The organism is uncultured Acinetobacter sp., assembly GCF_947624825.1.
Taxonomy (GTDB): domain Bacteria; phylum Pseudomonadota; class Gammaproteobacteria; order Pseudomonadales; family Moraxellaceae; genus Acinetobacter.
Map to the genome: position 1 here is coordinate 1 of NZ_CANQLZ010000038.1, position 13,859 is coordinate 13,859.

The window sequence follows — 13,859 nt, forward strand, 5'->3', positions numbered from 1 at the left end:
GTACCACCAGGAAGATCGTCCATACCTTGAACCATACCACGACGACGGTTTAAGTCACCCATGATATCGCCCATGTAATCTTCAGGGGTTTCTACTTCAACTTTCATGATAGGTTCAAGCAAGATAGGATCAGCTTTCATGAAACCATCACGGAAGGCATAAGAACCCGCCATTTTGAACGACAATTCGTCAGAGTCGACATCATGGTAAGAACCATCAAATAGTGTCGCTTTGATACCCACAACAGGGTAACCAGCCAATACACCATTCTTCATACGTTCTTGAATACCTTTGTCAACCGCACCAAAGAATTCTTTTGGTACTACACCGCCAACAACTTCTTCAACGAATTGGTAGTCTTTTTCTGATTCAGGATCCATTGGCTCTAAACGTACGTATACGTGACCGAATTTACCTTTACCACCAGTTTGACGTACGAATTTACCTTCTTGCTCAACCGATTTTTTGATCGTTTCGCGGTAAGATACCATTGGTTTACCAATGTTCGCTTCAACACCGAATTCACGCTTCATACGGTCAACGATGATGTCAAGGTGAAGTTCACCCATACCAGCAATAATCGTTTGACCTGATTCTTCATCAGTACGTACGCGGAATGATGGATCTTCTTTTGCCAAACGACCTAAAGCAACTGACATTTTTTCTTGGTCAGCTTTAGTTTTAGGTTCAACTGCAAGTGCAATTACTGGCTCTGGGAATTCCATACGCTCTAGTGTAATTACGTGGTTTTCATCACATAATGTATCACCAGTAGTCGTGTCTTTAAGACCTACACATGCCGCGATGTCGCCCGCACGAATTTCTTCGATATCTTTACGGTCGTTTGCGTGCATCTGTACGATACGGCCAACACGTTCACGCTTCATTTTAACTGGGTTATAACACGGGCTACCCGCTTTAAGAACACCAGAATAAACACGTACGAATGTTAAGTTACCAACGAACTTATCGTTCATGATTTTGAATGCTAACGCAGCAAACGGTGCTTCATCAGACGCTTCACGTGAACCTTCAGATTCATCTTTGTCGTCTAAGATACCCTTGATTGCTTCAACGTCAGTTGGCGCTGGTAAGAATTCAATTACAGCATCCAACATACGTTGAACACCTTTGTTTTTGAACGCAGAACCACAAAGCATTGGTTGAATTTCATTCAACAATGTACGTGCACGAATACCGAACACGATTTCTTCTTTAGTTAACTCGCCTTCTTCAAGGTACTTGTCCATGAGCTCTTCTGATGCTTCTGCAGCAGCTTCGATCATGTTAGTACGCCATTCGTTAGCAGTATCAACTAAATCAGCAGGAATTTCGCCATATTCGAACTTCATACCTTGAGACGCTTCGTCCCAGATAATCGCTTTCATTTCGATTAGGTCAACAACACCTTGGAAGTTTTCTTCTGCACCGATTGGCACAACGATTGGCACTGGATTACCGCCAAGACGTGTCTTAACTTGTTCAACAGCGCGGAAGAAGTTAGCGCCTGTACGGTCCATTTTGTTAACGAACGCAATACGAGGTACTTTATATTTATTTGCTTGACGCCATACTGTTTCAGACTGCGGCTGTACACCACCAACAGCACAGTAAACCATGCACGCACCGTCAAGAACACGCATAGAACGCTCAACTTCGATTGTGAAGTCAACGTGTCCCGGTGTGTCAATTACGTTAATACGGTGTTGTTCGAACTGGTTAGCCATACCTGTCCAGAAGCATGTTACTGCTGCTGAAGTAATGGTAATACCACGTTCTTGTTCTTGTTCCATCCAGTCCGTTGTAGCTGAACCTTCGTGAGTTTCACCTAACTTGTGGCTCTCACCTGTGTAGAACAAAATACGTTCAGAAGTCGTTGTTTTACCAGCATCAATATGCGCTGAAATACCAATGTTACGGTAACGAGAAATTGGGGTTTGACGTGCCATGATTTCTAGCATTCCTAAATTTTGTTGTTTAAAACAGGACGCTTTAAGCTGCATTGCAGCTTAAAGCGCTTGGATGACAAAACAATGACGTATTTGCCACATTCCTGACTAAGGCCTGTTTTATTAGCTTAGAAACGGTAGTGAGAGAATGCTTTGTTGGCTTCAGCCATACGATGCACATCATCACGTTTCTTAACTGCAGCGCCTTTACCTTCAGCTGCATCAAGCAACTCACCAGCAAGACGTAGAGCCATAGTTTTTTCAGAACGCTTAGCAGCAGCGTCTACTAACCAACGCATCGCTAGAGCAGTACGACGGGATGGGCGTACTTCCATAGGAACTTGGTATGTAGCACCACCAACACGGCGTGCTTTAACTTCGACCATAGGACGAACTTTTTCAAGAGTAGTCTCGAAAAATTCAACTGGGTCTACTTTAGATTTTTCTTGAACGCGGTCTAAAGCACCGTAAACGATACTTTCAGCAATAGATTTTTTACCATCTTGCATTACGTGGTTCATGAATTTAGCGATTGTTTGGCTGCTGAACTTAGGATCCGGAAGGATTTCACGGGCAGCAACTACGCGACGTCTTGGCATTTTAATACACCTAATAAAATTGACACTTCAGGTTTATCCAGCATATGTACAAAGTGTCATGTACCTTTAGCTGGCCTTACTACACGTCGCTTGGAATTTTCACAAAATTAATGCAGAAATCAGACAAGCGAGACGATAAAGGATTGCAGTTCTAACGAACTAAGAAATTAATCTCGAAAGATCAATTATTTCTTAGGACGTTTAGTACCGTATTTAGAACGTGACTGGTTACGATCTTTCACGCCAGCACAGTCTAAAGAACCACGAACGGTATGGTAACGTACACCTGGTAAGTCTTTAACACGACCACCACGGATAAGAACAACACTGTGCTCTTGTAAGTTATGGCCTTCACCACCGATGTAGCTAGAAACTTCAAAACCAGAAGTTAAGCGAACACGGCAAACTTTACGCATTGCTGAGTTAGGTTTTTTAGGTGTAGTTGTGTAAACACGTGTACAAACACCACGACGTTGTGGACAAGCCTTCAACGCAGGAACTTTAGATTTTTCAACTAAAGTTGTACGACCCTTACGGATCAACTGATTTGTTGTTGCCATTTGGCAATTCTCCCGTTAATAAAAAGCCCCAAAAAATGTACCACTTTTTGAGGGCATATAATTGTAAGATAAGATCGTCAAATGGTCAACATAAGCCATTCAAGCAAAATCACTTAAGCATCAAAAAAATACAAAAAAATTACGATTAAACTCGTTTTGACTACTGATCACTTGGCTTGTGGGTCCAAGCGCTGCGTTTCAGTTTGGCGATTATCTAAGGCTTTATCCATAGATTTTGTCTCTTGAACCAATGCTTGAGGCACTGAATCTGGCTCTATTGAGGATAAAGCCGGCTGTTGCTGAGAGACCTCATGCGCTTCAACCATCTTGTTTGCCAACTGCTTTAAGCCAATTTCGACTTGATCTTGGGCTTCTTGTAGCACTTCAACAGCTTGGTCCTTTTTTTGAATCACGACTTTAGCAATGGTAGCGTGATCTTTAAGTTCAAATTCTTGATCAAGCTTTAATTCTCCCACTTGCTGCTGAGCTGCAAAGTAGGCACGCGATTTTTCATACGCTGCAATGGGCGACAAATTTAACTCTTGATGCTGCTGCATATAAGCACGCGCTTGTGAAAAAATGTCTTGTGCTTTTTGATTCACATCTTCTAATAATTTCCAACTATACGCTGCACTCAATGAAGCGCTGGCAAGCGGTGTAAGCTTACTGAGCATACTCAATTTAGGCAGATGATTGAGCCAATCAAATTTGGCTTCATCTTGTTCCCCTTTTAGCCACTGTTTTAAGGTATTGGCATCTTGGCTGCTGCCAAGCAGTTGCTGTAGACCATTTAAATCATGCTTTTCTAGAGAATTTGACAATGCTTTTATGGCCATGAGCAACGTTTGCTTTTGCACAATTAAGTTTAAGTCAATATGTTTAAAAATAAACTGCACCATGTCTTTTTCCGCATCTTGATTCAGCTCAAAACCATAGGCACGTCCAATTTGGTAGATACTGCGCAATGACAAAATAAACGATGCTGGCACATCCACAGCAGAGCCAATGACACCTGTTGCACCACTGAATGCACCTTGGGCGGAGGCCAGCCATTTATTTTGTGCAGCCAGTACATCGCTGATGCGTTTTGAGCGATCCATATCTTGAGTGAGTTGCTCTAAATCTTGCACCCCTGCTTCGTCTAAAACCCGATCGACTGAAGCTAAATTTGAACTTAAATAATTGAGTTGCTCAAAGACGTAATCTGAAAATTTATCGGTTAAATCAGGAGCAATAAAACCGGTGACTTTATTGACAGTATGGTAATGACGCCCAAGCAACTGTTGCGACAGATTTGGCATCTGATCATTTTGTTCAGGCAGTTGCGTCGAGCTTTGAGATTTTTTCTGATTTTGTGCCACTTTATTTAGTGCATCTAGACTTGAGCTACTGAGCTTTTTAGCCACCCCAAGTGCATTTTGCAACAATCCATCGACTTGATTATTTTTGCTGTTCACGTTGATTTACCCCTTCGTGTAAATTTGAACTTTCTGGCTAAATACTAGGTGCTGTCTAGGTTTATCTCAACTTGATTATGTATCTTTTGGTTAAATTAACCACAATGTGACTATAAAACAAAACACTGATCAACAGGCATAGGATTTGCCATAAGAAATCAAAAATCTTTCTGCTATTATGAAGGCATTGAAAAACATCAGTATGCAGCATTTTGTGCGCGTTATACTTCAAAAAATCACGATATAAAGGAACTGTAGATGAAACGTGTTGTAATCACTGGTATGGGCATCAATTCATGCATCGGCAATACATTAGACGATGTCTTACATTCGTTACAGAACGGAGTTTCTGGCACACGTTTTAACCAAACTTACGCAGATCTTAACTTTAAGAGTCATGTCAGTGCCGCAGCAGAACAAGATTTTGACAATATTGATCGTAAATTAAAACGTTTCATGGGTGTATGTGCCATGTACGCCTACAACTCAGCAGTTGCTGCCGTTGAACATGCAGGTCTTAAAGCTGAAGATTTAGCTGGTAATCCGCGCTACGGTATTACAGGTGGTTCAGGCGGTGGTTCAACTGCATCTGTGATTGAAATGAATGAGCTTTTACAAAGCAAAGGCGCGCGTAAAGTTGGGCCTTTCTTTGTACCACGCAACATGACCAACACCATTACTGCAAACGTAGGTGTGGCATTTAAATTACAAGGTATCTCACATACGATTACCAGTGCATGTGCAACCTCAGCAGATGCCATTGGTTATGCTTACAACATGATTCAACTTGGCAAACAAGATTTAATGTTAGCCGGTGGTGGTGAAGAAGATCATTGGTCACAAAGCTTGTTGTTTGATGCAATGGGCGCTTTATGCTCTAAATACAATGAAACCCCAGAAACAGCATCACGCCCATATTCAGCAGACCGTGATGGTTTTGTGATTGCAGGCGGTGGCGGTTTTGTGGTGCTTGAATCACTCGAACATGCTCAAGCGCGTGGTGCAAATATCTTAGCCGAAGTTGTCGGTTATGCTGCCAATGCTGATGGCGCAGACATGGTTGCACCAAGTGGTGAAGGTGCAACACGTTGTGTAATTATGGCATTAGAAGAAGCTAAAGCACATGGCGTAGATAAAATTGACTATGTAAATACCCATGGTACCTCAACCCCTGCCGGTGACATCACTGAACTGCTTGCAATGGAACGTGCTTTTGGTGCAGGTCAAGTACCACCGCTCAGCTCAACTAAGTCAATGACCGGTCATAGCTTAGGTGCTGCAGGCGTACATGAAGCAATTTACTCAGTTTTAATGATGCAAAATGACTTTATCGCACCAAACATTAACGTGACGGAACTGGATGAAGGTGCAAAACCATTTGATATCGTGCTTGAAAAACGTGACGCAAAATTGAATACTGTGATGAGTAACAGTTTTGGTTTTGGCGGTGTAAATGCTTGTCTTGTTTTCAAAAAATGGGAAGGCTAATACACCCTTAGGGTGATTTAATGGATGCTCCTTCTGATGCTTTCCTTTGGGTAAAAGCGTTACATATTATTGCCGTGGTGTGTTGGTTTGCAGCGCTTTTTTATCTGCCACGGCTGTTTGTGTACCACGCGATGAGTGAAGATCATATCAGTCATCAGCGCTTTGAAGTCATGGAGCGCAAGTTGTACCGTGGCATTATGTGGCCGGCTATGCTTGCCACATTAATCACGGCGCACTTTTTAGTCGATTGGGGTGACGCCACCCGTCACTACCATGAAGCATTGTGGTTTTACCTTAAAGTGGGCTTGGTGGGCTTATTGGTGATTTATCATTTGGTGTGCGGTTATTATCGTCAAAAATTAATCAATAACGCACATTATAAATCGCATAAGTTTTGGCGTTTTTTTAATGAATTACCAACCTTTATTTTATTTGCTGTGGTGATTTTAGTGGTGGTTAAACCCACCCTTTAACAGCCCAAAAAAATCCCCGATAAGTCGGGGATTTTTTTTGTTTTAAGCAGCATAACGCTGAATCGAAAGCCCTTCAGTACTAATATCTGGCTGATGATTCATGACCAAATCACTAATTAATTTTCCTGAGCCACACGCCATGGTCCAGCCTAAAGTGCCATGTCCTGTATTTAAGAATAAATTGCTAAAACGCGTTGCGCCAATAATTGGCGTACTGTCTGGTGTCATTGGACGTAAGCCTGTCCAAAATTCTGCTTGGCTTAAATCTCCACCAGGAAATAGCTCTTGGGTGACCATCTCTAAAGTGGCACGACGATCGGTATTTAACTCACGGTTAAAACCACTTAATTCTGCCATCCCACCCACTCGAATACGTTGATCAAAACGGGTCATTGCAATTTTATAAGTTTCATCTAACACGGTAGACTGTGGCGCAAATTTTTCATCAACAATAGGGACGGTTAAAGAATAACCTTTCACTGGATACACCGGTAAATCTAATTGCAATGGCTTTAAGAAATCACGCGAATAGCTCCCAAATGCCAACACATATTTGTCTGCGGTAAGTACCTCGCCATTAACCACCACGCCTTTAATTTCATCACCTTGTGTAATTAAGCGTTCTACATTTTGGTTAAATTTAAACTCTACGCCCAACTCTTGAGCCACGCCAGCTAAAGCGTTGGTAAACAAGTAGCAATCGCCGGTTTCATCATTGGGTAAATGTAAGCCACCCACTAATTTGTCTTGGGCATATGCCAAAGCTGGTTCTACTTGGGCAAGTTGCTCGGCACCCACAAGCAACTGATGTGACACGCCACACGCTTGTAATACCGCAATATCACGTTGCACCATGTCGAGTTGAGCTTCGTTTCTAAACACTTGCAGCGTGCCTTTAGAGCGGTGTTCATAGTGAATACCGGTATCTTGGCGCAGTTGACGTAAGCAATCACGGCTATATTCAGCCACACGGGTCATACGCTCTTTGTTAATACTATAACTGGCAGGATTACAGTTTTTGAGCATCTGTGCCATCCAATTTAGCTGCCACAAGCTCCCATCTAAATTAATGGCTAAAGGTGCATGATGCTGAAACATCCATTTGACTGCTTTAAACGGAATACCCGGTGCTGCCCACGGCGTTGAATAGCCGGGCGAGATTTGACCTGCATTGGCAAAGCTGGTTTCTTCAGCCGGACCGCTTTGACGATCCAACACCGTCACCTGTGCACCTTGGGCTGCAAGGTAGTAGGCACTTGCCACACCAATCACACCACTTCCTAATACCAGCACTCGCATGATGCCTACCTCACATTATTCTAGTTGATTTGTCTAGTATATGAACGATCGCATAGTGAAATTCACTATTTTTTGTGCTAAAAGAGAGTGAAAAGGACAATTTCGTCTGCTAGATACAGCTAAAACAGGAAAAAAGAAATGCGCCCTTTAGATCGGATCGACTATCAAATCCTAGACATTTTGCAAAAAGAAGGTCGTATCTCGATGAGTGAGCTGGCAGCACGCGTGCATTTGTCGACCACGCCCTGTTCAGAACGGGTAAAACGCCTTGAACGTGAAGGGATAATTTTGGGCTACCACGCGCGAATTGATCCCCAAAAAGTCGACCGTAATTTGTTGGTGTTTGTGGAAATTAAACTCTCGGCCAAATCAGGTGAAGTCTTTGAACAAGTGGCAGAAAACTTAAGTGCCCTACCCGAAGTATTAGAGTGTCATTTGATTTCGGGTGAATTTGATTATTTAGTCAAAGCACGTTTAAAAGAAATGAGTGCTTATCGTCGTTTGCTTGGCGATTTGCTTAAACAATTGCCCGCTTCAGCGTCGTCACATAGTTACGTGGTGATGGAAGAAGTTAAAGAAAGTCTGTATTTAGAGCTTAGTTAAGGATGGATATGTTTAAGCAAGTTTTATCTAGTTTTGGCTTACAAGGCATACAAGTCGATACTATTTTAAATACGCCGCATTTACAAGTTGGACAACACCTGCAAGGTTCAATTCATTTTAAAGGTGCCAGTAGCACCAAGCGTATTAATGCCATTTCACTTGAGCTGATGACCATGGTGGAAGTTGAAAGTGGCGAGCATGAATCACGTCAGGCGCAATGTATTGCCCGTTGGCCCATGAGTGGTGCCTTTGATTTGCTTGCCGAGCAAACGCATCAATGTCCCTTTAATTTAATTCTGCCGTTTGAAACCCCCATCACCCAGCTCAACTGTCATTACAATCAAACTCAAGTATGGCTACATACCCATTTAGATATTGATTGGGCAATTGATGCCCACGATGATGATGCCTTAGCGATTTATCCAAGCCCGCCTATGCAAGCTGTCATCACGGCGCTTGAGCAATGTGGTTTGAGTTTATATTCAGCCGATGTTGAACGCGGTCAATTGCGTGGTGGGCATTTTCAATCTACGATTGGTTGTTATCAGGAATTAGAATTTCGTCCCAATGCATGGCTGAGCAATTTAAACGAACTTGAAGTGTCTTTTGTCACCACGGCTCAACAAACCCATGTCTTGTTTGAAATTGATCGTAAAATGCGTGGTGATCATTATCAAACCTTAAGCTTGCCACATACCCCCATTGATATCGCAAGCTTAACGGCACACTTAAAACAACTTTTAGGCTTATAAACACTCAAGCAGTTGTTTAAAATGTTGAATACGGGCTTTTGGTTTGGCGGCGCTAATTTCTGCTTCTGAGCCATATCCGTATTCAACTGCAATAGTTTCTATACCATGACGGCGTGCACCTAAAATATCGTATTCACGATCGCCCACCATTAAGCATTGTTTAGGGTTTAACTGCTGTTCAGCTAAAATATATTCAATTAAATCGCCCTTATTGGTACGCTCGCCAGTTAACTCACTGCCATAAATTTCTTTAAAATAAGGGCTTAATTTAAAGTGTGCTAGAATTTGCTTGGCGTAAATAGTCGGTTTAGCAGTGGCCACAAATAAAGTAAAACCGCGTTGTGTTAACAGCGCTAAAGTTTCCGCCACATCAGGATAGACTTGGTTTTCAAATAAACCTGTAACCGAAAAACGCTCACGATAGCCCAATAAAGCTTGTTCAGCCAAATCATCATCTGCTGCAACATTTAAAATTTTAGCCAAAGATGCCTTTAAAGGTGGTCCAATAATCCAATCTAAATTTTCGCTTTCGGCAACTGCGTGACCCACTTTGGCCAAGCCATAACGTGCCGATGTGGTAATTCCTACTTTTGGATCTGTTAAAGTTCCATCTAAATCGAGCAAAATATTTTTAAGCACTACACGCCCCGAACATCACAAAGTTGCCTATACTAGCGCAATTTTAAATTGAAAGGACTGCCCCGTGCGCGCGACTGTACTTTGTTTTTCTGGTCTTGACCCTTCAGGTGGGGCAGGTTTACAGGCTGATATTGAAGCGATTGGTGCAAGCGGTGCGCATGCGGCGATTGCCTGTACTGCGCTCACTGTTCAAAACTCACAACAAGTCTTTGGTTTTGAAGCCACCAGCAAAGAATTACTGTTGGCACAAACCAATGCTGTGGTGCAAGACTTACCCATTCGTTGTGTAAAGTCAGGTATGCTTGGCACTACGGACAATATTGCAGCTTTGGCAGATTTTCTGCGTGCCCATCCTGAATATACTTATGTGCTCGATCCTGTATTGGTGGCCAATAGCGGCGGTTCACTTGGCAATCAAGCGACCTTAGTCAAAGCATTTGTTGAGTTAATTCCACTAGCCAGCATTGTTACTCCCAATACCGTGGAACTACGTGCTTTAACCGGTGAAGAAGATTTAGAACAGGCAACACAAAAGTTATTTGCAATGGGTGCGCATGCTGTATTGGTCAAAGGTGGGCATGAAGATACCCCCGATTACATTCAAAACACCTTATACATTGCCGGCCAACAAGTGGCACAAAGTCGCTGCCCACGTTTAGAAGGTGAATACCATGGCTCAGGCTGCTCACTTGCGAGTTTTATTGCAGGTCGCTTAGCCCAAGATGAAACGCTAAAAGATGCAGTACAACAAGCTGAACAGTGGTTATTTGAAGTACTGCAACACGCCGAAATTCCCGTGGTAGGCGGTCAACGCATTCCAAAACGTTTTTAAAAAAAAGCCCGTCAATTACGGGCTTTTTTGTTGATTTTGTTCAGTATATTTACGTTTTAAATTTTCGATATGCAATTGTTCAGTTGCCTGATTTTGGGGTAATGCACTTTTTTGTAAATGGGCATAAATAGCAGCCACTTCATCTAAATTCATAATTTGGGTACGAAAAGTTTTAACATAATGTATCCACTGCCCGCCTGACACAACGTGCGTTGGCATCTCATACTTAAATTGGCTTTTGCCATTAAAAACAATCACTGAATGCAAAGCGTATGGCGCAATATGTTCTTTTAATAAATCCCCAAGCACACTGATATGCTTTTTATTTTGGAAAATTGGATTTTGAAAGGTTTGTTTAGAATTAGGTAAGCATTGCGTCCAGACTTTACTGTCTTTACTGCCAAAAATCAGACCCGCATAATATTTGGTTTCTATAACAAAAATGCCATATGGACTGATGAGAATATGATCCACCTGAGTTGAACCATTAGCTTGATCTATAAAAGTACAATTATTTAATAAAAGATACTCATCACCAAAGTGTTGCTGATATTGCTCAATGACCAGTTGCTCACCTCGTTGCCCTTTTTCTTGAGCGCGACTCGGTGCATCATGCGCAGGTGTTTTTTTGTATGTATTTTTCTTCCACAATAAGAATAAAAACAGTACAACAATCAGACCAAGAATAAGAGCAGAAAATGACATATCAAAATCCTTATATTGAAACGTGTTCTAAAGTGAGTAAAAATTTCTTATTGTTGATTCCACTTGAAAATCCGCCCAACTGACCACTTGCACCAATCACACGATGGCAAGGAATCATAATTAAAATCGGATTTTTGGCATTAGCTCCACCCACTGCACGGCATGCTTGAGGCTGTTGAATCATTTGAGCTTGTTGTTGATAGCTTCGGGTTTGCCCATAAGGAATGTGTGTTAAAGCCTGCCAGCACTTTTGTTGAAATGGTGTGCCTTGAGGTGCTAAAGGTACTGTAAAATTGTGGCGTAGTCCTTGAAAGTACTCGTTTAATTGTTGTTGGGTTTGCTGTAAAACTGCGTGTTTTGCAACTTCGCTTGCCTCAAAATGTGCTAAACGAGCATCATCTTTTAGCAGCAGTGCAACCAAAGCGTTTTGCTGTGCCACTAAACACAGCACCCCAAGAGGCGAAACATAATCACAAGAAACGTACATAACATAAAGCTGCTGATATTTTCATCAATATAACTTAAAAGCAATTCAATGTGCAGCTTGGCGTGTGGCTAGATTAATCGCACCCTGTGCCTAAAATATATTTTTTAAGTGATCAATTTAATACAGTGAGCGCAGTTAAATCAGAAGATCCTTTGATCACATAAGTAAATTGCTATACACATCAACAGTAATTTTTTAAATAAAAAAAATCGTGTAATGTTTACATCACAAGATTTTAAAATTTTAAGAGGATAATTTCATCAGTAATAAGCCAGACACGATGAGTACTGCAGCTAAAAAACGCATGGGCGTGACAGGTTCACCTAAAACCAAAATACCCACCACAAAAGCCCCTACCGCACCAATGCCTGTCCAAATGGTATAAGCTGTGCCGAGTGGTAAAGTTTTCATGGAATATGCCAATAAGCCAAAGCTTAATAACATAAATACAATCGTAACCAAACTTGGGGTCAGTTTGGTAAAGCCCTCTGACAGTTTCATACTGTAGGCCCATACCACTTCAAAAATACCCGCTAAAATAAGAACCATCCAGGCCATGTCGCCCTCCTCTTTTAATAGAGTCAGGCCGTCCTGACTATTTTTCTTGTTTAAATTTTATGCTTAAACAAGGGAGGTCGTTCCTCCTTAGTCAATTTTTTTATTTAAACTCTTATTGCACCACTATAAGGCAATTTATATAAAACCTACCCAAAACATAGCACAAGCTTTAGATTGGCCCCAATTTTAGCCTAATTCGCAGTTTATTGTTTAAAAAATAGCGTAACCGGCTTAATTTTACTCAAAAAGCGCCCTAGAATAAAGCATCTAATACATAAAAAAGAGCGCCAAAGCGCTCTGATTTAAACCAGCTCTTAAACTCGTTGGCTGCCGACTAAAGCAAGCTCAGCACGCATTTTTTCAATCACTGCTTGATAATCGGGTTGACCAAAAATTGCCGAACCTGCAACAAACATATCTGCACCCGCTTCTGCAATTTCACGAATATTAGCAGGGGTAACACCACCATCTACCTCTAAACGAATATCACGTCCTGAGGCATCAATAATTTTGCGTGCTTCACGTAGTTTTTCCAAAGTCATTGGAATGAACTTTTGTCCACCAAAGCCTGGGTTCACACTCATTAACAATACTTGGTCCACTTTATCCAATACATAGTCAAGATAATGTAATGGCGTGGCTGGGTTAAATACCAAGCCTGCTTTAGCACCACCTGATTGAATTAACTGTAAAGAGCGATCAATATGATCAGATGCTTCGGGGTGAAAGGTAATAATATCTGCACCGGCTTCTAAGAAATCACCAATCATGCGATCTACCGGCTTGACCATTAAATGCACATCAATCGGTGCTTGAATACCATATTTTTTAAGGGCTTTACATACGCCTGCACCAAATGTGAGGTTAGGTACATAATGGTTGTCCATCACATCAAAATGGACCACATCGGCACCTGCCGCCAACACATTTTCAACTTCTTCACCCAAACGGGCAAAGTCAGCAGACAAAATAGACGGTGCAATTAAATATGGCTTGGACATTGGAGTACCTGGCTGTATCAATATTAAAAACAAGCTCGATTATAACAAATTCTTGCCAAAATGCGCTGTTGGCTGATTCGATCTAATGGACTACATTTACATAACGCAGCGTTGCAATAGACGACTAGGCAGTGCATCAGCTCAGCTTTAAACTGTAAACATACTTTAAAGAGCACAAACTATGCAGACCACAACTCAAATTAGCACTACAGAAGGTGCCCGTATTGCCAAACGTTTATTGAATCATTGGAAACATAAATTTGAAGTCCAGCAAAATGAGCAAGACCTGCTGATTTTAATGCCCGACTACACCATTACCCTCACGCCACAAGCTGCATGCTTAGACGTGAAGATTACAGGTCAAGTGGCAGATTTTAGCCATATTCAAAAAGTGGTGATTGATCATCTAAACCGTATGGCACACACTGAGTTTAGCGTCACTTGGCATTAAAAAAGA

The 13,859-nt window shown here is 41.8% G+C and carries 16 protein-coding genes; 6 read left to right on the plus strand and 10 right to left on the minus strand.

The genetic code is table 11. The features are described 5' to 3' along the window. From fusA to Q0017_RS09560, 4 genes are all read right to left on the minus strand, one after another. The coding region (gene fusA / locus Q0017_RS09545) for an elongation factor G (protein ID WP_298145934.1) at positions 1-1,949 on the minus strand (1,949 nt) is incomplete at its 3' end. Positions 1,950-2,077: 128 nt separating this feature from the next. Beyond that, positions 2,078-2,548: a 30S ribosomal protein S7 gene (gene rpsG, locus Q0017_RS09550; protein WP_122902407.1), complete on the minus strand. Its 471-nt coding sequence runs from the start codon at positions 2,546-2,548 to the stop codon at positions 2,078-2,080. 185 nt (positions 2,549-2,733) lie between these two features. Further along, a complete protein-coding gene (gene rpsL / locus Q0017_RS09555; protein WP_002050319.1) occupies positions 2,734-3,108 on the minus strand; it encodes a 30S ribosomal protein S12 in 375 nt (124 codons plus the stop codon). A 167-nt stretch (positions 3,109-3,275) separates the two neighbouring features. Further along, a complete protein-coding gene (locus tag Q0017_RS09560; RefSeq protein ID WP_298145939.1) occupies positions 3,276-4,565 on the minus strand; it encodes an EcsC family protein in 1,290 nt (429 codons plus the stop codon). Between the two features lie 258 nt (positions 4,566-4,823). Here Q0017_RS09560 and Q0017_RS09565 point away from each other — a divergent pair, with 258 nt between their 5' ends. Both Q0017_RS09565 and Q0017_RS09570 read left to right on the plus strand, forming a co-directional pair. Further along, positions 4,824-6,053, plus strand: a complete 1,230-nt coding sequence (locus Q0017_RS09565) for a beta-ketoacyl synthase N-terminal-like domain-containing protein (protein ID WP_298145942.1) — start codon at positions 4,824-4,826, stop codon at positions 6,051-6,053. Between the two features lie 20 nt (positions 6,054-6,073). Continuing rightward, entirely contained in the window at positions 6,074-6,526 is a 453-nt protein-coding gene (locus Q0017_RS09570) for a CopD family protein (RefSeq protein ID WP_298145945.1), read from the plus strand. 42 nt (positions 6,527-6,568) lie between these two features. On the opposite strand, the gene Q0017_RS09575 is transcribed toward Q0017_RS09570, so the two are convergent. Continuing rightward, positions 6,569-7,825, minus strand: a complete 1,257-nt coding sequence (locus Q0017_RS09575; protein ID WP_298145948.1) for a D-amino acid dehydrogenase — start codon at positions 7,823-7,825, stop codon at positions 6,569-6,571. Between the two features lie 138 nt (positions 7,826-7,963). Here Q0017_RS09575 and Q0017_RS09580 point away from each other — a divergent pair, with 138 nt between their 5' ends. Then, the gene (locus Q0017_RS09580) at positions 7,964-8,428 is read left to right on the plus strand and encodes an Lrp/AsnC ligand binding domain-containing protein (protein WP_298145951.1); all 465 of its coding nucleotides are present in this window, start codon (positions 7,964-7,966) and stop codon (positions 8,426-8,428) included. A gap of 8 nt (positions 8,429-8,436) precedes the next feature. Further along, entirely contained in the window at positions 8,437-9,180 is a 744-nt protein-coding gene (locus Q0017_RS09585; protein WP_298145954.1) for a sporulation protein, read from the plus strand. Here the strand turns inward: Q0017_RS09585 and Q0017_RS09590 are convergent. Continuing rightward, on the minus strand, positions 9,175-9,819 hold the full coding sequence (locus tag Q0017_RS09590) for an HAD-IA family hydrolase (RefSeq protein WP_298145957.1): 645 nt from the start codon (positions 9,817-9,819) through the stop codon (positions 9,175-9,177). The two genes, Q0017_RS09585 and Q0017_RS09590, sit on opposite strands and share 6 nt — an antisense overlap. 64 nt (positions 9,820-9,883) lie before the next feature. Between Q0017_RS09590 and Q0017_RS09595 the strand changes: the two genes are divergently transcribed. Beyond that, positions 9,884-10,651 (plus strand): hydroxymethylpyrimidine/phosphomethylpyrimidine kinase, encoded by a 768-nt coding sequence (locus tag Q0017_RS09595; protein ID WP_298145960.1) that lies wholly within the window; start codon positions 9,884-9,886, stop codon positions 10,649-10,651. Positions 10,652-10,666: 15 nt separating this feature from the next. Here Q0017_RS09595 and Q0017_RS09600 read toward each other — a convergent pair whose 3' ends face one another. From Q0017_RS09600 to rpe, 4 genes are all read right to left on the minus strand, one after another. Next, complete coding sequence (locus Q0017_RS09600; protein ID WP_298145963.1) at positions 10,667-11,356, minus strand: nuclease-related domain-containing protein; 690 nt, start codon at positions 11,354-11,356, stop codon at positions 10,667-10,669. Positions 11,357-11,366: 10 nt separating this feature from the next. Further along, entirely contained in the window at positions 11,367-11,843 is a 477-nt protein-coding gene (locus Q0017_RS09605) for a methylated-DNA--[protein]-cysteine S-methyltransferase (RefSeq protein ID WP_298145966.1), read from the minus strand. 243 nt (positions 11,844-12,086) lie between these two features. Beyond that, on the minus strand, positions 12,087-12,401 hold the full coding sequence (gene sugE / locus Q0017_RS09610; protein ID WP_298145969.1) for a quaternary ammonium compound efflux SMR transporter SugE: 315 nt from the start codon (positions 12,399-12,401) through the stop codon (positions 12,087-12,089). 314 nt (positions 12,402-12,715) lie between these two features. Next, positions 12,716-13,402: a ribulose-phosphate 3-epimerase gene (gene rpe / locus Q0017_RS09615; RefSeq protein WP_298145973.1), complete on the minus strand. Its 687-nt coding sequence runs from the start codon at positions 13,400-13,402 to the stop codon at positions 12,716-12,718. A 181-nt stretch (positions 13,403-13,583) separates the two neighbouring features. Between rpe and Q0017_RS09620 the strand changes: the two genes are divergently transcribed. Continuing rightward, complete coding sequence (locus Q0017_RS09620; protein WP_298145976.1) at positions 13,584-13,853, plus strand: DUF2218 domain-containing protein; 270 nt, start codon at positions 13,584-13,586, stop codon at positions 13,851-13,853. The last annotated feature ends 6 nt before the right edge of the window (positions 13,854-13,859 follow it).

Excerpts from the sequence above, each read along its gene's own strand:
- rpsG (WP_122902407.1), bottom strand. The coding sequence starts at position 2,548 with ATGCCAAGACGTCGCGTAGTTGCTGCCCGTGAAATCCTTCCGGATCCT.
- rpsL (WP_002050319.1), bottom strand. The coding sequence starts at position 3,108 with ATGGCAACAACAAATCAGTTGATCCGTAAGGGTCGTACAACTTTAGTT.
- Q0017_RS09565 (WP_298145942.1), top strand. The coding sequence starts at position 4,824 with ATGAAACGTGTTGTAATCACTGGTATGGGCATCAATTCATGCATCGGC.
- Q0017_RS09570 (WP_298145945.1), top strand. The coding sequence starts at position 6,074 with ATGGATGCTCCTTCTGATGCTTTCCTTTGGGTAAAAGCGTTACATATT.
- Q0017_RS09575 (WP_298145948.1), bottom strand. The coding sequence starts at position 7,825 with ATGCGAGTGCTGGTATTAGGAAGTGGTGTGATTGGTGTGGCAAGTGCC.
- Q0017_RS09580 (WP_298145951.1), top strand. The coding sequence starts at position 7,964 with ATGCGCCCTTTAGATCGGATCGACTATCAAATCCTAGACATTTTGCAA.
- Q0017_RS09585 (WP_298145954.1), top strand. The coding sequence starts at position 8,437 with ATGTTTAAGCAAGTTTTATCTAGTTTTGGCTTACAAGGCATACAAGTC.
- Q0017_RS09600 (WP_298145963.1), bottom strand. The coding sequence starts at position 11,356 with ATGTCATTTTCTGCTCTTATTCTTGGTCTGATTGTTGTACTGTTTTTA.
- Q0017_RS09605 (WP_298145966.1), bottom strand. The coding sequence starts at position 11,843 with ATGTACGTTTCTTGTGATTATGTTTCGCCTCTTGGGGTGCTGTGTTTA.
- sugE (WP_298145969.1), bottom strand. The coding sequence starts at position 12,401 with ATGGCCTGGATGGTTCTTATTTTAGCGGGTATTTTTGAAGTGGTATGG.
- rpe (WP_298145973.1), bottom strand. The coding sequence starts at position 13,402 with ATGTCCAAGCCATATTTAATTGCACCGTCTATTTTGTCTGCTGACTTT.
- Q0017_RS09620 (WP_298145976.1), top strand. The coding sequence starts at position 13,584 with ATGCAGACCACAACTCAAATTAGCACTACAGAAGGTGCCCGTATTGCC.